Origin of the sequence: Dietzia sp. 2505 (assembly GCF_040546785.1) — a bacterium.
Taxonomy (GTDB): domain Bacteria; phylum Actinomycetota; class Actinomycetes; order Mycobacteriales; family Mycobacteriaceae; genus Dietzia.
In genome coordinates this window covers 333,024-351,273 of record NZ_JBEPON010000001.1, presented here as the reverse complement: position 1 = coordinate 351,273, position 18,250 = coordinate 333,024, and the positions used below count along the sequence as shown (strand labels likewise).

The window sequence follows — 18,250 nt, the reverse complement described above, 5'->3', positions numbered from 1 at the left end:
CCCCACCGAGCAAGGACGCCCCATGAGTGCTCTCCCGCCCGACGACCGCGGTTCGACGACCGGCGGACGGGACGGCGAAGCGCACGGCTTGCCGATCGTCTACGCGCCTCGCGGATTCAGCGCGGCCGACACCCAGGGACCGCGCCGACGGGCACCCAAGGCGGCAGAGGTCACGGCCTCGCGCATAGTCGACGACATCCTCGAGGGGAGCGTCCGCGTCGGCGACAAGCTGCCCACGGAGCCGGAGATGCTCGAGCGGTACGGGGTGAGTCGCGAATCCCTGCGCGAGGCACTGCGGTTGCTCGAGATCCAGGGCATCGTCGACATCAAGCGTGGGCCCGGCGGGGGCCCGTTCGTGGCTCCGCTCAACTCCGGGTACCTCGCGCGCACGTCGTCGCTGTACTTCCATCTCAGCGGCGCCACGTACGCCGAGCTGCTCGACACCTGGGCGGCGCTCGAGCCCACCTTGGCCGAGCGCGCGGCGCGGTTGCCGTCGAGCAAGACCAAGCGCGAGATGTTCGCCCCCTTCCTGCAGTACGACACCGAGTCGCACGTCGAGGTCGAGCTCTTCGACGACTTCAACAACTTCCACGCCTTGATCGCCGGCCTCTCCGGCAACCGCGTACTGACGCTGGTCACGCAGGCCGTCACGCACATCGTCGCCGAGCAGGTGCTGCAGACGGTCGATCCTGTGGCCGAGCGGGAGATGCTGTCGCACTCGCACGCCGACGTCGCCCAGGCCATCCTCGACGGGCGCCCGTCCAAGGCCCACAAGCTCATGACCGGACACATCCTCGAGGTCACGAGCACCTACCTCGAGCGCGATCCGGAGGCCGGCGAACGCCGCATCGACTGGCGCCTCTGAGCCGACCTCGTCGCCGACCGCTCGTCCCTACGGAGGGGCACATCGCCCTCGTGGAGGCCCTGCATTGTCATTGCTCATCATGAATTCTGAAATTGATCATGATGTTCTCTTGACGCGGAGACCCCTCATGCGCTGTAGTGGTCCCACACATTCACGTGTCCCACGTCACATCGAACGGTGTGGTCCCTCACCTCGGGGCCGCGGTGGACGGACACACCCCCGATGGAGGAACCATGAATTCCGTGTGGCACCGCAGGCTCGGCCTGCTCATCGCGGGAGCAGCCATCGGCTCGCTCTCCCTCACCGCCTGCAGCTCGCCGGACGACGGTGGGCGCTCCGGTGGTGGCGAGGTCTCGCAGGAGGTCACCGACCTCGTGGCCCAGTACCAGGACGCTCCGACCGAGATCAAGCAGACCGAGCCGCTCAGCGCCGTCCCCGAGAAGAAGACCGTGGCCTTCATCGTCTGCGCGGACCCGACGTGTTCGATCCTCGGCGACGCCCTCCAGGACGCGGTCGAGAACTTCGGGTGGGACTACGTCGGTATCAACGCGCCGGCCACCGACTTCGGTTCGGCCGTCCAGCAGGCCGTCGACCAGAGGGTCGACTACATCGCCGGCACCGGCAGCGACATCGCGACGTTCCAGAATGCCTTCGACAGCGCCGCCGACGCGGGCATCCCGTACTTCAGCTGCTACTCGAGCGACATCCCCGAGGGCGATGACAACAACCTGATCGCCAACTGCTACGACCTGACTGCTGTCGAGACCTACTCCCGCGTGCTGACCTCGTGGATCATCGAGGACAGCGGCGCGGACGCGTCGATCGGCGTGGTCAACGTGCCGGAGTTCCCGACTCTGTCCAACGCCGTCCCTGGCGTCGAGGAGACGCTCGTAGAATTCTGTGACACCTGCACGAGCCAGCCCATCGACATCTCACTCGACGTCCTGAGCAGCGGCGGTACGACCAACGCGATCATCTCGTTCCTCCAGTCGAACCCCGACGTCAACTATCTCTACCTGGCCTTCGGCAACTTCGAACCCGGTCTCGGACAGGCTCTCTTGAGCGCTGGCCTGGACGACGTCAAGGTCGTCGGCGTGCAGCCCCAGCAGGCGCAGATCCAGTCGCTGATCAACGGCGAGACGGATGCGTGGATCGCGACCCCGCAGGAGAACGCGATGTGGACGCTGGCCGACCAGATGGCCCGCTACGCCACCGGCGACTGGAACAAGGAGCAGGAGCGCACCGCCGCTGTCCCTCCGATCTACATCGTCGACACCACGGAAGAGGCCGAGGCGATCGTCGACCTGCAGGACGGCTGGCCCGGACCGGACGGATTCAAGGACCAGTACAAGACCCTCTGGGGTCTCAACTGATCATGAACGCCCTTGACATCCGAGGACTCTCGAAGACGTTCTCCGGTCACGTGGTGCTCCACGGCGTGGACCTCACCGTGAAGGCGGGTGAGGTCCACGCCCTGGTGGGTCAGAACGGATCAGGCAAGTCGACCCTCATCAAGGTTCTCGCCGGGTACCACTCGCCCGACCGGGGTGCGACCGCCACGGTCCTGGACCGTGAGCTCGAGCTCGGCTCGGCCGCCGCGGCCGACCGGCTCAACGTGCGCTTCGTCCACCAGGACCTGGGTCTGGTCAACGACCTGAGTATCACCGAGAACATCATGCTGGGACGCACCTACCCCAAGACCGCCGGCGTGAAGATCAACTGGGGGAAGGCTCGTCAGATCGCGCGGGACTGTCTCGCGCGCACGGGTCCCGCGATCGACGTCAACCGCGTGGTCGCGGAGTTCGGCATCGCCGAGCGCACACGCATAGCGATCGCTCGCGCCCTCCCTGACAACGACGATCCGGCGCTCATCGTCCTGGACGAACCGACGGCCGCGTTGCCGGCGCGGGACGTCGAGGCCCTGTTCGGCACCATTCGCGGCCTGACGGCGGCCGGGAACTCCGTCATCCTCGTCTCGCACCACCTCGACGAGATCCTCGGCGTCTCCGACTCGATCACCGTCCTTCGCGACGGTGTGAAGGTGGCCTGCGTGGCGACCAGCGAGGTCGATCACGACAAGCTGACGGACCTGATCATCGGCGCCTCCCTGGTCAAGAACGTCGACCGGCCCCGCGCGGCCTCGATCGACGAGCCTCCGCACGTGAGGATCGCGGACCTGGAAGGAACAGCGCTGCTCAGTTTCAGTGCCGACCTGAGGCCCGGGGAGATCGTAGGCGTGGCCGGTCTCACCGGCTCCGGTCGCGAGGAGTTGGCGGGCCTGATAATCGGCCGCACGCCACGGTCCGCGGGCACCGTGACGATCAACGGCACCGCGGTGGCTCCCGACGACCCGATCGACGCCATCGCTGCTGGCATGGCGTGGATCTGTGGTGAACGCGCGCGGTTCGGCGTGTTCAGCACGATGAGCGTCGGGACCAATCTGACGATCAGCGATCTAAGCCCTCACACCACGGCCGGACGACTTGATCACAAGTCGGAACGCGCAGAGGCCGCACGCTGGATCGACGACCTCGGCATCGTGGCCGCAGGACCGGACGCCGCAATGACGACGCTGTCAGGCGGTAACCAGCAGAAGGTACTGGTGGCGCGAGCACTCCGGCTGCATCCCGCTTTCCTGGTGCTGGACGACCCCACGGCCGGGATCGACATCGGCGCCCGCGAGCAGGTGCACGGCATCATCGCCGACCACGCCAGTGCCGCCATGTCGGTCCTCATCACGTCGACCGACAGCGACGAGCTCGCACGCCTGTGCGATCGCGTCCTCGTCATGTCCCGCGGACGGGTGGTTGCCGAGCTCCGTCGAGGCGTCGACCTCGACGCTCCCTCCATCGATCACGCGCAAGTCGCAGGAGCTGCTCTATGAAAACGATCTCCAGCTCGCCGGCCACACCGTCGGCCAGCCTGAAGACGGCGTCCGGCGCCGTCACCACTCCGCTGAGCGTCACGCTCGGCCGCTACAGCGCGATCATCCTGTGGCTCGGCTTCACCATCCTGTTCGGCATTCTCCGCCCCGACACGTTCCTCTCGTCGGTCACGTGGCGCCTGACCTTCAGCGAGGGCGTGGTCACCGCGATCGTCGCCCTGGCGTTTCTGGTGCCGCTGGCCGCGGGAGTGTACGACCTCTCGGTCGGAGCCACGATGGCCACGGGACTGGTGCTCATGAACTGGTTCGGCATCAACCACCCAGGTCTCTCCCTGTGGCTTGTCGCGATCGGCGTCCTGGCGTTCTGCGCGCTGATCGGGTTCTGCTCCGCGGTGGTGATCGTGAAATTCCGGGTGCAATCACTCATCGCCACCCTCGGCGTCAGTCAGGTGCTCCTGGCGTTCCAGCTCTTCATGGCCGACAATCGGCAGCTGACAGGGGCCTTCAACTCAACGTGGCTCAACTTCGGTAACGCCCAGATCCTCGGTGTTCCGGTCGTCGCCCTGTACCTGCTGGTCCTGGCCGTCGCACTGTGGTTCGTCCTCGAGCACACGCCCGTCGGCCGGCGGTTGTTCGCCGTCGGCAGCAACCCGGAGGCGGCCCGCCTGGCCGGACTCAACGTGGAGCGTCTGACCTACGGTTCACTCATCACCTCGGCGGTCATCGGCGGATTCGCCGGAATCGTCTTCTCGATGAAGGTCGGCACATACAACTCGAGCGTCGGTCCCGGCCTGCTCTTCCCTGCCCTGGCCGCAGTCTTCTTCGGCGCCTCACAGTTCGCGCGCCGACCGAATGTGTGGGGCACGCTCATCGCGTACTTCGCCTTGGCCTTCGGCGTCAAGGGCCTGCAGCTCACCTTCGGCCCCGGCACGTTCTGGATCCAACCGCTCTTTCAGGGCGCCGCACTGCTGATCGCGGTCGCCCTCGCCAGTCGCGTGGTCGGGCAGACCAAACGGAGTCGTCAGCTCCAACGGGAGGCGGCGGCGGGCCAGGCACAGGACGCCGACGAGGCCGCGCCACCACCTCGGTGACGACCTGACGGTCGGCGACACGGCGAAGGGGCAGAGCCATCGGCTCTGCCCCTTCGCCGTGGGCCCACCCCCTCGCCGTGGCCCTTCGCCAGGGGTCGGAGCGTCGGCACCGGTCGATACGGCACCGGTCAGTACGGCGACGTGCCGCCGTCGACGTTGAGCAGGGCCCCCGTGATGCCGGCGCCGGCGGGACCGGCCAACAACACGGCCATCGCGCCGACCTCCTCGACCGTGTTCAGGCGGCCGGTCGCAGCGTCCTTGGCGTAGTCGGCCAGGAACTCGTCGTAGGTGAGACCGTTCTCGGCGGCGAAGGCCGGTCCGATCTCCTTGGTGCGCTCGGTCTCCACAGCTCCGGGACAGATCGCGTTGGACGTGATCCCCTGCTGCCCGTACTCGAACGCCACGGCCTTCGTGAAGCCGTTCATCGCGTGCTTGGCCGAGATGTAATGCGACACCGCCGCCTTGTTGCCCATCTTGCCCTCGACCGAGGAGACGTTGATGACCCGCCCGCCGCCGTTGCCGAGCATGACCGGCAACGCGGCCCGCGTGGCCCAGAACGCCGAGTCCACGATGAACGTGAACGCGTTGTCCCACGCCTCGTCCGACAACTCGTGCACCGGCGCGAAACCGTCGCTGCCGCCGGCGTTGTTGACCAGGATGTCGAGCCGACCGAACGCCTCGACCGCGCCGGACACCCATCCGGCCACCTCGTCCCGCTCACGCGCGTCACCGGTGAGGAATGCGGTGCGATCCGGCAACCCGATCTCCGCCAGCGCATTGGCACCCTTGTCGGCCGAGCGCCCGGTCATCACGACCGAGGCCCCCTCAGCCAGCAGCGCCTCCGCGATCCCGCGACCGATGCCGCCCGTCCCGGCGGTGACCAGTGCAACCTTGCCGTCCAGAGTTCCCATCAGATGTCCTTTTCGATCCGATGATGAAATGACTCGTGCGCCGCACGAGGTGCGGCGCACGAGAGGTCCTGACAGTGCTCGATCAACGCCAGCCGGTCAGCACGACACGGTCAGAAGGGCGACGTGCCGCCGTCGACGTTGAGCAGCGCGCCGGTGATGCCGGCGCCGGCGGGACCGGCCAACAACACGGCCATCGCGCCGACCTCCTCGACCGTGTTCAGCCGCCCTATCGCTGAATCCTTGGCGTACTCGGCCTTGTACTCCTCGTAGGTCACGCCGGTCTCGGCGGCGAACGACGGACCCACCTCGATCATGAGGTCCGTCTCGATGGCTCCGGGACAGATCGCGTTGGACGTGATCCCCTGCTGCCCGTACTCGAACGCCACGGCCTTCGTGAAGCCGTTCATCGCGTGCTTGGCCGAGATGTAATGCGACACCGCCGCCTTGTTGCCCATCTTGCCCTCGACCGAGGAGACGTTGATGACCCGCCCGCCGCCGTTGCCGAGCATGACCGGCAACGCGGCCCGCGTGGCCCAGAACGCCGAGTCCACGATGAACGTGAACGCGTTGTCCCACGCCTCGTCCGACAACTCGTGCACCGGCGCGAAACCGTCGCTGCCGCCGGCGTTGTTGACCAGGATGTCGAGCCGACCGAACGCCTCGACCGCGCCGGACACCCATCCGGCCACCTCGTCCCGCTCACGCGCGTCACCGGTGAGGAATGCGGTGCGATCCGGCAACCCGATCTCCGCCAGCGCATTGGCACCCTTGTCGGCCGAGCGCCCGGTCATCACGACCGAGGCCCCCTCAGCCAGTAGCGCCTCCGCGATCCCGCGACCGATGCCGCGTGTCCCGGCGGTGACCAGTGCAACCTTGCCGTCCAGAGTTCCCATCAGATGTCCTTCGTGTCGTTGGTCAACGGGGGATGTCCCGCCATGGCGTCGTCTTGTCGCCCCGTGGTTCAGCGGGCAGGCCGAGGTACCGCTCGGCGATGAGGGAACGTTGCACCTCGTCACTCCCACCGGCGATCCGGTAGCCCGGTGCGCCGAGCACGTGCTCGGTCCAGTCGAACGAACCCGAGCCGTCGTCGACCACGAGATCGCCCTCCAGGACCGCGGCCACGAACTCCGACATCTGCGTGAGCCGCTGGGTCCACTGGAGCTTGCGGATCGAGCCGCCCACGCCGGTCGTGTCGGGAGTGGCCGCGTCACGCGCCGTGGCGATCTCCGCTAGACGGTGCGTGATCACGAGGTCGGCCAACTGGTGGCGCAGGACGGGGTCCTCGAGGGAAGCCGTGGTACGGGCGAGCTCGATGGCCTGATCGATGGTGCCGCCGACGTCGGTGTTGTCACCGCTGGAATCGCGCTCGAACCCGAGGGTCGTCAGCGCGACCTTCCATCCCTCGCCGACCTCGCCGATGCGGTAGGCGTCCGGGACGCGCACCGAGGTCAGGAAGACCTCGTTGAAGCTGGACCCGCCCGACATCTGCCGCAGCGGTCGGACCTCGATACCGTCGGCGTCGAGCGGCACCATGAACGCAGTGATACCGCGGTGCTTGGGGACGTCCGGGTCCGTCCGGGCGAGGAGCTCACCCCACTGGGCGAACTGCGCGCCCGAGGTCCATACCTTCTGGCCCGTGATGACCCAGTCGTCGCCGTCGCGGCGGGCGCGGGTCGCCAGGCTCGCCAGGTCGCTCCCGGCGCCGGGTTCGGAGAAGAGCTGGCACGCCAGTAGGTCGCCTCGGAGCATCGGCGTGATGAGCTCGCGCAGCTGCGGCGTGCGGTCGTAGACCTTCAGGGTGGGAGCGATCAGGTGTCGGGTCACCGATACCAGCTCGTGCGGGCTCGGGACGTCGTGGTCGCCCTCGATCCGCATGAGCGCAGCCTCGTGCGCGTGGGTCAGACCGGCACCGCCGAACGACTCGGGCCAGGCCACGGCCCCGAGGCCCGCGTCGTAGCGGGTGCGTATCCAGTCGGTGAGCTGGCGCAGCAGCGCCAGCTCGTCGTCGAACGAGAGGTTGTGGAAGACCGCCTTGCTGTGCTCGGTCGGGTCCTGGTCGAGCCCTTTGCGGGCGATACCCTGACCGGCGAACCACGCCGCCACGCGGACCGAGAACTGCTCGACGGTCTCGGTCGAGATCGTGTCGCTCATCGGCTCAGTCCCCCAGGCTCACGAGCGCCTTGCCGATGACGGCACGGCCCTCGAGCAGGGTCAGAAAGCCCGAGAAGGCCTCCTCTATTCCGTGTCCGACGTACGTCTCGGGACTGGTCACCTGGCCGCGTCGAACCAGGTCGGTCATCTCGGCGAGGAACTGCGGCCGGACATCATCATGGTCGCCGACGATGAAACCCTCCATCTGCAACCGGCGCCAGATCATGAGCAGCAGGTTGCGCGGGCCGGGGACCGGTTCGGTGGCGTTGTAGACCGCGATCGCGCCACACAGGGCGATGCGTCCCCGCTCGTTCATCTCGCGGATCGCGGCCTCGAGGTGCTCGGCGCCGACGTTGTCGAAGTAGACGTCCAGCCCGGGCCTGGCGACCTGCTCGAGGGCGGCCCGCAAGAGGTCTCGGATCCGCCCGTCGTGGTAGTCGAACGCCGCGTCGAACCCGAAGTCCTTCACGACGGCTGCGACCTTGTCCGGAGATCCGCAGCTGCCGATCGTCGTGCACCCCTTGACCTTGGCGAGCTGGCCGGCGATCGCGCCGACGCCGCCGGCCGCCGAGGACACGAAGACCGTGTCCCCCGGCTGGGCCCGGGCGATCACGTTCACGCCGACCCACGCCGTCAGACCGGTCTGACCCAGCGCCCCGAGGTGATCGGTGGGTTTCAGCCCATCGACGTCGACGACCTCGAGATCGCCCGGGTCGAGGGCGGCGTACTCGCGCCACCCTAGTTGGTGGACCACAACGGATCCGACGGGGACGTCCGGGACGTCCGACCACTCGACAACGCCCGTGGCGTGCCCGTCCATGGGGGCACCGATCTCGTACGGATCGACGTAGGTCGTGCCCTCGGACATGCGTCCACGCATGTACGGCTCGACCGACATGACGGTGTTGCGGACGAGCACCTGCCCGGCGCCGGCCTCGACGTCGACGGTCTCGATCGTCACGTCGTCCGGGTGCGGGGCTCCACCCTCGGGACGCCTGGCCAGGTGAACCTCGCGGCTGCGGACCGACGTCATCCGGTGACGTCCCACTCGAGCCAGAGATCCTCGAGTCCGAGCTGCGGCCCCGTCTCGCGGAGCTCGTCGACGTCGACGGCCCGGTAATGCGGAATCCGCTTGTGCCACTCCTCCAGCGCGATGTTCATCTCCCGGCGGGCCAGGTGGGTACCGAGGCACTTGTGCGGGCCGGCGGCGAAGGCGAGGTGCCCCGTCGCGTCGGTGCGGTTGAAGTCGACCTTCCCCGGGTCGGCGTACTTCGTCTCGTCGCGTGTCGCCGACGGCACCGTCAACATGGCCATGTCGCCGGCCTTCATCGGGCAGCCGTGGAACTCGGTGTCCTGGACGATCTTGCGACCGTCCATGACGATCGAGTAGACGCGGACCATCTCCTCGACGGCGACCGGGATGAGTTCCGGCTCGTCGATGATGCGCTGGCGGTCCTCGGGATTCTCGGCGAGGTGAAGCATCATGTAGCCGAGCTGGCTCTTTACCGTGTCGAGCCCGGCGAGCACGAGGACACCGCAGATGTTAAGGAACTCCTCATCGGTGATCTGCTCGGTGCCGATGCGCGCCCGCGAGAGGTCGGTGAAGAAGTCGTCGTCGCGCGGGTTCTCCCGGCGATCGGCCAGCAGGTCGACGAAGTAGTTGCGGATACCCGCCTGGGCGTCGGCCATCGCCGTGGTCGCGTCACCGTCCTCCGCGCCGAGGCCGCCGAACACCGTCTCGACCCACGGGACGAACTTGGCGGAGTCCTCGTGCGGGAGACCCAGGATCTCGAGGAAGACCTTGGTCGGGTACTCCTTGGCGAAGGCGTCGACGAAGTTCACCCGACCCTGCGCCACGAGCGGCTCGATGAAGTCGATCGCGTGCTCGCGGATCCGGTCCTCCCGGTCGCGGATCGCGCGCGGAGAGAACGGCGCGTTGAGCACGCGACGGTACAGCTTGTGCTTGGGCGGGTTCTCCATCGTGGGGATCCAGTGCCAGTCGGGTTCCGGGACCGTCGGGATGGTCGCCTCGCTGCTGAAGACCTCGTGGGCGTGGAAGGCGTCACGGACGGTCTCGTCGTTGAGCAGCATCCAGAACCCACCACCGTAGGTGTTCCATACTATTGGCGAGAGGGCGCGGATGCGGTCCAGTTCCTCGTGGTACGAGTGGATCGGCAGAGGCTGGTTGAAGTCGAAGTTGACGACAGGGCATCCACCCTTCTGCTGTCCCTCGAGGACCTCGATGAGTGGCGTGTCAGGCATGCTGCGTCTCCTTGGCCGCGGTCGGCACCAACGTGCCGAGCTGGATCGCTCGGTGTTCAACCGTGCCGACGATCAGATGCAGGCGCCGGATGAGCCAGGCGCCGGAGACGAGTTCGAGATCGGCGTCGTACCGGCTGTTCATCATCATGGCGGTGTCGGGCGTCTCGGAGGCGACCTGGTGCGACGTCAGGTACGCGACGACCTTGGCGTGCGCGCCGTCGACGTCGAGGTCCACGGTCATGACGCCGAGTGCGTGCTGCTGCCATACGAGGTGTGCTGTCGCGCTGATGACCCAGGCGGCGATCTCGGTGTTGCCCGTCAGATCGGCGTCCTTGTCGTACACCGCGGTCGCCTCGGGGTGGAACAGCGCCGCGAGTGCGCCTTCGTCGCTCTCGTCGCAGGCAATGGCGTACCTGCCGAGCACCTCACGGGCCCGCTGGGTCTGTACCGCCCGGCTCAGGGCCTGGTCGGGTGTCGCCTCGTTCATGCTGATGCCTTTCATCGGGCTCGGGCCGAAGACGGCGTCCGGACCGCCTACCGGGGTCGTGAGACGCCAGTCACAATGACGTGATCCCGATTACACCGGCGCGAAGGCCGAAAGTCAATCCTCCTGAGGAATTTTCCTCATGAGGTTTACGGACCGTGGAGCTTGACAACGGCGGGCTCCATTCCTCATGATGATCAAGCGTGACACCCGTCACAAGAATGCTCAGTGAGCGCCTTATCGGCAGGGAGTGCCCATGTCATCCACCAGCGATCGTCCCTTCGTCAATGTGCTGTTCGGCTCACAGACGGGGAACGCCGAAGTGATCGCGATGGACACCGCCGACGCGCTCGACGCCGACGGTTACCCGACGAAGCTGATGTCGACCGACGAGCTCAGCGTGGCCGACCTCGCCGTGATGGAACACGTCGTGCTCGTCTCATCGACCTACGATGACGGCAACATGCCGGACACCGCCCAGGACCTCTGGGACGAGCTCGAGGGCGAGGCGCCCGACCTGAGCCACCTCCGCTACTGCGTGCTCGCGCTGGGCGACTCGTCCTACGAGTTCTTCTGCGCCGCCGGCCGAATGTTCGACGAGAAGATGGCCGAGCTGGGGGCCCAGCGGGTGGTCGACCGGCTCGACTGCGACCTCGACTACGAACGCCCGTCACAGCAGTGGATCAAGGTCGTCACCACCACCTTTGCCACGCTCCCCGACACGGTCTCCGTGGAGAGCACCGGCCTCGACATCACACCGTCGGAGGCGCCGGTCGCACGCTGGACCCGCCTGGACCCCTTCGTCGCGACCATCACGAACGCGACGAAGCTCTCCGGCACCGCGTCACACAAGTCGGTCCACCACGTCGAGGTCGATCTCGGCGACAGCGGCATCGAGTACCTGCCGGGCGATTCGCTCGGCGTGGTCCCTGTCAACCCGGTCGACCTCGTCGAGGGCCTGCTCGCCTCATTGGGTGTCGATGCTGACGACATCCCGACCGGGCACGGGGACACGTGGCGCGACCTCCTGACCCATCGACTGGAGCTGCGCCTGCCCTCCCGCGACCTCCTCGAGTGGGTAGCGGAGCAGTCCGGGGACCGGGAGCTGGGCCGCCTGCTCGAGACTCGTGACCGTGAGGCGCTCGACGCGTGGTCGTGGGGACGCGACGCCCTCGACCTCGTCGAGATGGTTCCTGAGGACGGACGGGATGCCGCACACGTCGCGACCCTGCTCGGGTCCCTCCAGCACCGGTCGTACTCCATCAGCTCCAGTCCGACCGACTCGCCCACGACTGCCGACCTGCTGGTCTCCTGCGTCGGCTATCACCGCGACGGCCGCTACCGCGTCGGTGCGGGGTCGGCGACGATGACCACCGCCGTGCCCGAGGCCTCGCAGGTGGCCGTGTTCCTCGCCCCCAACCCCAGCTTCCGCCTGCCGGCCGACGACACCCCGATCATCATGGTCGGCCCGGGAGTGGGCGTCGCTCCCTTCCGGTCCTTCCTCATGGAGCGACGCTCACGCGGCGCCGGTGGGAAGAACTGGTTGTTCTTCGGCGACCAGCACGAGACCTGCGACTTCCTGTACCGCGACGAGGTCACCGGGTGGCAGCAGGACGGCCTGTTGACCCGGCTGTCGACCGCCTTCTCCCGCGACCAGGAGCACAAGATCTACGTGCAGGACAAGCTGCGCGAGCAGGGTGCCGACGTCTTCGCCTGGCTCCAGGACGGCGCGCACTTCTACATCTGCGGCGACGGTGTGAGCATGTCGCACGCCGTCGAGGCCGCGCTGGTCGAGGTGATCTCGACGCACGGACACCTGACCGAGGACGCGGCCTCGGACTACCTCGCCGACCTCAAGCGTCAGCGGCGCTACAGCCAGGACGTGTACTGACGACCCGACCGTCGATGACGGTCAGGCGAACGGGCGAGTCGGCGTCACCGCCCACCACGCGGTCGAGCACGGTGTCCAGAGGCGCGTCGAGGACGCAGAGGTCGGCCCGCACGCCCGGGTGCACCGTCCTCACGGGCCCGGCCGGGTCCTCGGGGCGGGTCAGGTAGGACGCCAGTGCCACGCGCGCCGGAATGGTCTGGTCGTGAAGCCACGGTGACCGGTCCGCCGGCAGTCCGACCGTCACCAACCGGATCGTGGCCCACGGATCGGGGTCACCGTAGGGCGCGTCGCTCGACAGCACCACCGGGACCCCTCGGTCGCGCAGTCCGGCGATCCGCCACAACCACGGGCGGTCCTCGGGGTCGGACGAGTCCCTCATCGACCGCCCGCGCCGCGCGGCGATCGAGGGTTGCGTCACGACGATCACCCCGAGCTCGGCCAATCGGTCGGCGGTGTCGTCGTCGCACACCGCCGCGTGTTCGACGCGGTCGCCCGGGACCACGCCGACGTCGTCCAGGACGGCCAGGACCATCGCGAGCGCCGTCGCCGAGACCGCATGTACCGCGACGGGGCGCCCCCGCTCTCTGGCCGCGCGCACCGCGGACCCGAGGGCGGACCAGGTATCGGTCCCGTGGTCGCCCGCGATCACCTTGACCGGCAGTCCGTCGTCCTCCGCGCCGAGCGAGATCACCCGCTGCGGCACGTGAGCACGCACCACGGCGAGGTCCGAGGGCGCGAGACCGACGGTGGCGTCGGTCAGTCCGGTGACGCCCCGGGCGGCGAGCCGCTCCCCCCACTCCCGGAGGTCGTCCTCGACGCCCCGCGGGTCGAGACGACCCAGGGCCTCGGCGAGCCGCGTATCGCCGCGCCACACGCGTCCATCGAGCTGTTCCGCGGGCTCGAGGACGCCCTCGAGCAGCCTGATCGCACGGGTGTTGAGCACCCACAATGCGCCTGAGCGGTGCTGTACGCGAGCCGGACGGTCCGGCCACACGAGATCGAGATCGGCGGAGGTGGCGTAGTCGTCCCCCAGACCGATGGCACGGACCCAGGTACGGCCGGGGCCTGACGCGGTCGCGCGGCCGGGTGAGGGCAACGGACCACTCCGCAGATCGAGTGATCCGGCGACCGCCGCCGCGGCGAAGGGGTGGACGTGGTGATCGTGCAGCCCCGGCAGCAACGCGCCCCCGGCACCGTCGATCACCCGATCACTCCGCTGTGGCGTCAGACCCGGGCCGAGCTCGGCGACGATCCCTGCGACGACGCGGCAGTCGACCCGTGCACCGTCGAGCGTGACGTCGCGGACCAGCAGACCCCTGTCAGAAGAGCTCATCGACGAGTCCCCACCGGTGGGCCGTCGTGGCGTCGAGTACGGCACGGCTCAGAGCCCACCACAGAAGACGGTGCCGGCCGACCCTCCGAGTCAGGCTCACGGTGCCGCCGGCGCCCGGGATCAGACCCATCGCGACCTCGGGCAGCCGGAACCTGGAGTCAGCGCCGGCGCGGACGTGGCCCGCGAATGCCGCGATCTCGATGCCGGATCCCACGGCGTTGCCGTGTACCTGAACCGTGACCCGGTCCCGTATCGCGTGGATGACGGCGCCCGGACTGGCGGCGAGGCGGGTCTCGTGCGCGGAGTCCAGGTCCTGGGCCGTCCCGAACTCGTTGAGATCGCCACCCGCGCAGAAGTCGGGTCCGGCTCCGCGCAGCGTGACGTGGACGTCGGGATCGAGCCGGGCGACCTCCAACGCCTCGAGCAGGGCGTCGCGCATCACCGCGTCGTAGGCGTTGCGTCGCGCCGGACGGTCGAGGGTGATGGTGAGGTCGTCGCCGATACGCTCGAGCTGCACGCGGTGAGGGGCACCCGGCGGACGGGGAGCGCCGCGGGCGGCGAGCCAGGCGGCGAATTCGGGGCCGGCCAGCAGCGCCGAGAAAGTCCGCGACTCGAGCGCGAGCCCGTGGTCGACGTCGGCCTCGACGACGTGGGGCAGGAGGCGTGCCAGCGCACCCGCCGCCAGCGGCCACTCGGCCACGGCTAGCGTGACCATCTCGACCGCGGCGTCGACGTCGGCCACCCCGACGACCTCGCGGCGCGCGGCCGCGACCGACCCCTGCGGGGCGAGGACAAGGTCGACGGCGTCGAGGTCCCCCTCGGCGTCGGTCTCGGACCCGAGGACCAGCAGGGAGATGCGATCGTCATCGGGGTCCACGACGTCCCCGGGTCGCACGACCACGACACCGGGGCGGTGTGTCTGACCGCCGCGGTCATCCGTGAGTCCAGGGACTGTCGCCATGGCGTCATCATCTCACCCGGACCGCAGATCGGGCAGGATGAGGACATGGGTCGAGGTGACGTCTCCGCGGCGGACGCCGAGGTACTGCTCGGCCTCCGCCGCGATCTCGACGTCGATCCCGACCGGGCGCTCGACGACTGGGTCGCCACAGGTCTGGCGGGCGCCCGCGTCCCACCCTTCCCGGCCGGATCGGTCGCGCACGGCCGGCCCGCCACACTGGCCCGCGCCCTGACCGCGGCCCTCACATCCGTGGCCCGCGACCGATTCGACGTCACGCTGTCGCTCGACGGAGCCGAGGTGTTGGGCCGCCGCGACCGCCTCTCCGCCGACGGGCCGACCGGTGACCGCGGGGGCGAGGCCCGACTCCTACGTGCGGCGGACGGCTGGTGGGCGGTCAACCTGGCACGCCCGAGCGACGTCGAGCTGGTGCCCGCCCTGGTGGAGCGCGAGGTCGGCGATGTATGGACGGACGTCGAGCGGTGGGCGTCGCGGCTCCCTGCACGGGTGGTCGTCGACCGGGCGACGATGCTCGGCATCCCCGCCTCGATGTTGGGCGAGACGCCCGTCCCCGACGCGCCCTGGCGGACGAGCGCCGTCCCCGCGCGGACCCGGTCGGACTCCTTCCGGGTCGTGAACCTGGGATCGCTCTGGGCCGCGCCACTCGCCGCCCACCTGCTCTCAGGACTCGGAGCCGAGGTCGTGCACGTCGAGTCGAGCGAGCGTCCCGACGCGTCCCGCACGGGGAGTCCCGCGTTCTACGCCGAGCTGCGCACGGGAGCCGAGGTCCGCTCGATCGACGTCACGACGGGCGCGGGTCGAGCCGCGCTGCACGATCTGGTCTCATCGGCCGATGTCGTGATCGAGGCCAGCCGACCCCGCGCACTGGAGGGACTCGGCGTCGGCCCCGGCACCATCATGGGGGACGGCCGCGCGCGAACGTGGCTTCAGATCACGGGGCACGGTCCGGAGCAGCCGCAGCGGGTGGGCTTCGGGGACGACGCCGCCGTCGCCGGCGGAGTCGTGATCATCGGTCCGGATGAGGTCCCGGGTTTCTACGGCGACGCCGTCGCCGACCCCCTGACCGGACTCGTCGGTGCGCTCGCTGCCGCCGCGAACCACCGACCGGACCGCCAGACGGTCGTGCGGACCTGCCTCGCGTGGACCGCCGCGACCGCCCGCGCTGCCGGCGACATCACGGGCTGAGACCGCCGAGGCGACGCGGGTGCGGGTGGGCTAACGCCACGAAGCGCGTTCGGTCGGCAGCAGCCGGCGGTGTGATCCGCAGAATGGCCTCCCTCGATCGCTGCCATGCGGACCCCGCTGGTGGCTACGCTCGGATACACGCCCGCACCCACGTCGAGGAGTCCCGATGAGCGAGCCCGACTTCACCGGCCTGCGGGCGATGTTCGTCAATTGCACTCTCACGCGCAGTCCCGGTCTCAGCCACACCCAGGGACTCATCAATGCGAGTGCCTCGATCATGCGCACGCACGGAGTCGAGGTGGAGATACTCCGCGCGGTCGACCACCCGATCGCCACGGGCGTCTACCCGGACATGCGCGAGCACGGGTGGGACGTGGACGCCTGGCCGGAGATCTACCCGCGGATTCTCGAGGCCGACATCCTCGTGTTGGCCGGACCCATCTGGTTGGGCGACAACTCCAGCGTGATGAAGCGGGTGATCGAGCGTCTCTACGCACTGTCCGGGATGCTCAACGACAAGGGCCAGCACCTCTACTACGGCCGGGTCGGCGGGTGCCTGATCACCGGCAACGAGGACGGGCTCAAGCACTGCGCGATGAACATCCTCTACAGCCTGCAACACCTCGGCTACACGATCCCGCCCAACGCCGATGCGGGTTGGATCGGCGAGGTAGGCCCCGGGCCGTCATACCTGGACCCCGGCAGCGGTGGGCCTGAGAACGACTTCACCAACCGCAACACGACCTTCCTGACCTGGAACCTCATGCATCTTGCTCGGCTGCTCAAGGCGGCCGGCGGCATCCCAGTCGAGGGCAACCAGCGCTCCGCCTGGGACTCCGGGGCCCGCTTCGGCTGGGAGAACCCCGAGTACCGATCCTGAGCGGTCCTCAACCAGTCGAGCGCCGAGCCAGACCGAGCACCGCTACTGACCGAGGAGGGTTCCATGACCCCCGAGCTCCCCCTTGAGGCCATCGCGAGCCGGGACCACCCGGTGAGCCCGGACGGACCCCGGGCACCTGCCCTGATCATTTTCGACGTCAACGAGACGCTCTCGGACATGTCGCCGATGGCCCAGCGGTTCGAGGACGTCGGCGCGCCTGCGCACCTGGCGTCGAGTTGGTTCGCGGGGCTCCTCCGGGACGGCTTCGCCCTCACGGTCGTGTCGGCGAGCGACTCGTTCGCCCACCTCGCCGCGGAGTCCCTGCGGATCAGCCTCCACGGCACGTCGCTCGATCGCGACCCGGACGAGGCCGTCCAGCACATCATGAGCGGGTTCTCGGTCCTCCCCGTGCACTCAGACGTACCGGATGGAGTGCACGCACTGACGGACCTCGGGATCCGCTTGGTGACTCTGAGCAACGGCTCGGCGGCGATAGCCGAAGGCCTACTCGACCGCGCATCGATACGCGAGCACTTCGAGGCACTTCTTTCGGTGGAGGACGCCGGCGCCTGGAAACCGGCCGGCAGGGCATACGCGCACGCTCTCGCCCGGTGCGACGTCGTCGACCCCAGGGACGCGATGCTCGTCGCCGTTCATCCCTGGGACATCGACGGCGCCGCTCGGGCGGGACTCGGCGCCGCCTGGATCACCAGGCACGGCGCGCCCTACCCGGGATACTTCAGGTCGCCGGACGTCACGGCAACGTCCCTTTCAGACCTGGCCGACCAGCTGCGTCGATGAAACCTCCCACTGACAGCGGCGGTGACGGATCCGATCAGTTCAGCGACGCCATACGCTTGTAGTGCGCCCGCCGCAGGGGCATCGGAAGTTCGTCCACGGTGAGATCGGAGTTCTCGAGCCACCGGATCAGTCCGTTCACGTCCGGGGTGGTCCGGACGGGTCCGACTATCACCACACCGCCCCGGGGCTCGCGGGTGACGCGATCGCACCGTTGTACCAGGACGACAGGTCCGTCCGCCTCGGGCTCACCCGCGGAGCCGCACCTGCCGCCTAGCAGGCAGGTGGCGCGCGCCAGCACGCCGTGAGCCGATCGACCCACCGCCCGGCTCAGGGCGGAGACCAGGGCGGACTCCTTCTCGCCTCCGCAGGTGCCGCAGTACGCCACCGTGAAAGCGTTCCTTCCTCCCCCACCCGGGTCCGGGGAATGCACGTTCTCCGGGGTCTGGAAATCCGACATGGTCTACTCCTCTCGGCCGTGCCTGCTGTCAGCCGGGCACGGGGGGGCTTTCCTGGACGTGGACAGTGGCCGTGCT

At 68.7% G+C, this 18,250-nt stretch carries 17 protein-coding genes; 8 read left to right on the top strand and 9 right to left on the bottom strand.

Going from position 1 to position 18,250, the window contains the following annotated elements; all coding sequences use genetic code 11:
* The first annotated feature begins 22 nt into the window (after positions 1-22).
* The 4 genes from ABIE38_RS01550 (at position 23) to ABIE38_RS01535 (ending at position 4,840) form a co-directional block, all read left to right on the top strand.
* A complete protein-coding gene (locus ABIE38_RS01550) occupies positions 23-865 on the top strand; it encodes a FadR/GntR family transcriptional regulator (protein ID WP_354053692.1) in 843 nt (280 codons plus the stop codon).
* A gap of 233 nt (positions 866-1,098) precedes the next feature.
* Positions 1,099-2,238: a sugar ABC transporter substrate-binding protein gene (locus ABIE38_RS01545; protein ID WP_354053691.1), complete on the top strand. Its 1,140-nt coding sequence runs from the start codon at positions 1,099-1,101 to the stop codon at positions 2,236-2,238.
* Positions 2,239-2,240: 2 nt separating this feature from the next.
* Positions 2,241-3,749 (top strand): sugar ABC transporter ATP-binding protein, encoded by a 1,509-nt coding sequence (locus ABIE38_RS01540; protein ID WP_354053690.1) that lies wholly within the window; start codon positions 2,241-2,243, stop codon positions 3,747-3,749.
* Complete coding sequence (locus tag ABIE38_RS01535) at positions 3,746-4,840, top strand: ABC transporter permease (RefSeq protein ID WP_354053689.1); 1,095 nt, start codon at positions 3,746-3,748, stop codon at positions 4,838-4,840. Before ABIE38_RS01540 ends, ABIE38_RS01535 begins: the two co-directional genes overlap by 4 nt.
* Positions 4,841-4,968: 128 nt before the next feature.
* Here the strand turns inward: ABIE38_RS01535 and ABIE38_RS01530 are convergent, their stop codons facing one another.
* The 6 genes from ABIE38_RS01530 to ABIE38_RS01505 form a co-directional block, all read right to left on the bottom strand.
* Positions 4,969-5,751 carry an SDR family NAD(P)-dependent oxidoreductase gene (locus ABIE38_RS01530; protein ID WP_354053688.1) on the bottom strand — a complete coding sequence of 261 codons (783 nt, stop codon included), beginning with the start codon at positions 5,749-5,751 and terminating at the stop codon, positions 4,969-4,971.
* A 110-nt stretch (positions 5,752-5,861) separates the two neighbouring features.
* Positions 5,862-6,644: an SDR family NAD(P)-dependent oxidoreductase gene (locus ABIE38_RS01525; RefSeq protein WP_354053687.1), complete on the bottom strand. Its 783-nt coding sequence runs from the start codon at positions 6,642-6,644 to the stop codon at positions 5,862-5,864.
* 22 nt (positions 6,645-6,666) lie between these two features.
* A complete protein-coding gene (locus ABIE38_RS01520) occupies positions 6,667-7,902 on the bottom strand; it encodes an acyl-CoA dehydrogenase family protein (RefSeq protein WP_354053686.1) in 1,236 nt (411 codons plus the stop codon).
* Positions 7,903-7,906: 4 nt separating this feature from the next.
* Positions 7,907-8,935: an NADP-dependent oxidoreductase gene (locus tag ABIE38_RS01515; RefSeq protein ID WP_354053685.1), complete on the bottom strand. Its 1,029-nt coding sequence runs from the start codon at positions 8,933-8,935 to the stop codon at positions 7,907-7,909.
* A complete protein-coding gene (locus ABIE38_RS01510; protein WP_354053684.1) occupies positions 8,932-10,164 on the bottom strand; it encodes a cytochrome P450 in 1,233 nt (410 codons plus the stop codon). Before ABIE38_RS01510 ends, ABIE38_RS01515 begins: the two co-directional genes overlap by 4 nt.
* Positions 10,157-10,651: a nuclear transport factor 2 family protein gene (locus ABIE38_RS01505; protein WP_354053683.1), complete on the bottom strand. Its 495-nt coding sequence runs from the start codon at positions 10,649-10,651 to the stop codon at positions 10,157-10,159. The genes ABIE38_RS01510 and ABIE38_RS01505 overlap by 8 nt, the downstream gene beginning before the upstream one ends.
* 253 nt (positions 10,652-10,904) lie before the next feature.
* Between ABIE38_RS01505 and ABIE38_RS01500 the strand changes: the two genes are divergently transcribed.
* Positions 10,905-12,539: a diflavin oxidoreductase gene (locus ABIE38_RS01500; protein ID WP_354053682.1), complete on the top strand. Its 1,635-nt coding sequence runs from the start codon at positions 10,905-10,907 to the stop codon at positions 12,537-12,539.
* On the opposite strand, the gene ABIE38_RS01495 is transcribed toward ABIE38_RS01500, so the two are convergent.
* Together ABIE38_RS01495 and ABIE38_RS01490 are read right to left on the bottom strand one after the other, a co-directional pair.
* On the bottom strand, positions 12,502-13,872 hold the full coding sequence (locus tag ABIE38_RS01495) for an amidohydrolase family protein (RefSeq protein ID WP_354053681.1): 1,371 nt from the start codon (positions 13,870-13,872) through the stop codon (positions 12,502-12,504). The two genes, ABIE38_RS01500 and ABIE38_RS01495, sit on opposite strands and share 38 nt — an antisense overlap.
* Entirely contained in the window at positions 13,859-14,833 is a 975-nt protein-coding gene (locus ABIE38_RS01490) for an enoyl-CoA hydratase/isomerase family protein (RefSeq protein ID WP_354053680.1), read from the bottom strand. The genes ABIE38_RS01495 and ABIE38_RS01490 overlap by 14 nt, the downstream gene beginning before the upstream one ends.
* Positions 14,834-14,878: 45 nt before the next feature.
* Here ABIE38_RS01490 and ABIE38_RS01485 point away from each other — a divergent pair, with 45 nt between their 5' ends.
* The 3 genes from ABIE38_RS01485 (at position 14,879) to ABIE38_RS01475 (ending at position 17,717) form a co-directional block, all read left to right on the top strand.
* On the top strand, positions 14,879-16,036 hold the full coding sequence (locus tag ABIE38_RS01485; protein ID WP_354053679.1) for a CoA transferase: 1,158 nt from the start codon (positions 14,879-14,881) through the stop codon (positions 16,034-16,036).
* 166 nt (positions 16,037-16,202) lie between these two features.
* Positions 16,203-16,916 (top strand): flavodoxin family protein, encoded by a 714-nt coding sequence (locus ABIE38_RS01480; RefSeq protein ID WP_354053678.1) that lies wholly within the window; start codon positions 16,203-16,205, stop codon positions 16,914-16,916.
* A gap of 63 nt (positions 16,917-16,979) precedes the next feature.
* A complete protein-coding gene (locus ABIE38_RS01475) occupies positions 16,980-17,717 on the top strand; it encodes a haloacid dehalogenase type II (RefSeq protein WP_354053677.1) in 738 nt (245 codons plus the stop codon).
* Positions 17,718-17,751: 34 nt separating this feature from the next.
* On the opposite strand, the gene ABIE38_RS01470 is transcribed toward ABIE38_RS01475, so the two are convergent.
* On the bottom strand, positions 17,752-18,174 hold the full coding sequence (locus ABIE38_RS01470) for a hypothetical protein (RefSeq protein WP_354053676.1): 423 nt from the start codon (positions 18,172-18,174) through the stop codon (positions 17,752-17,754).
* Positions 18,175-18,250 lie beyond the last annotated feature (76 nt).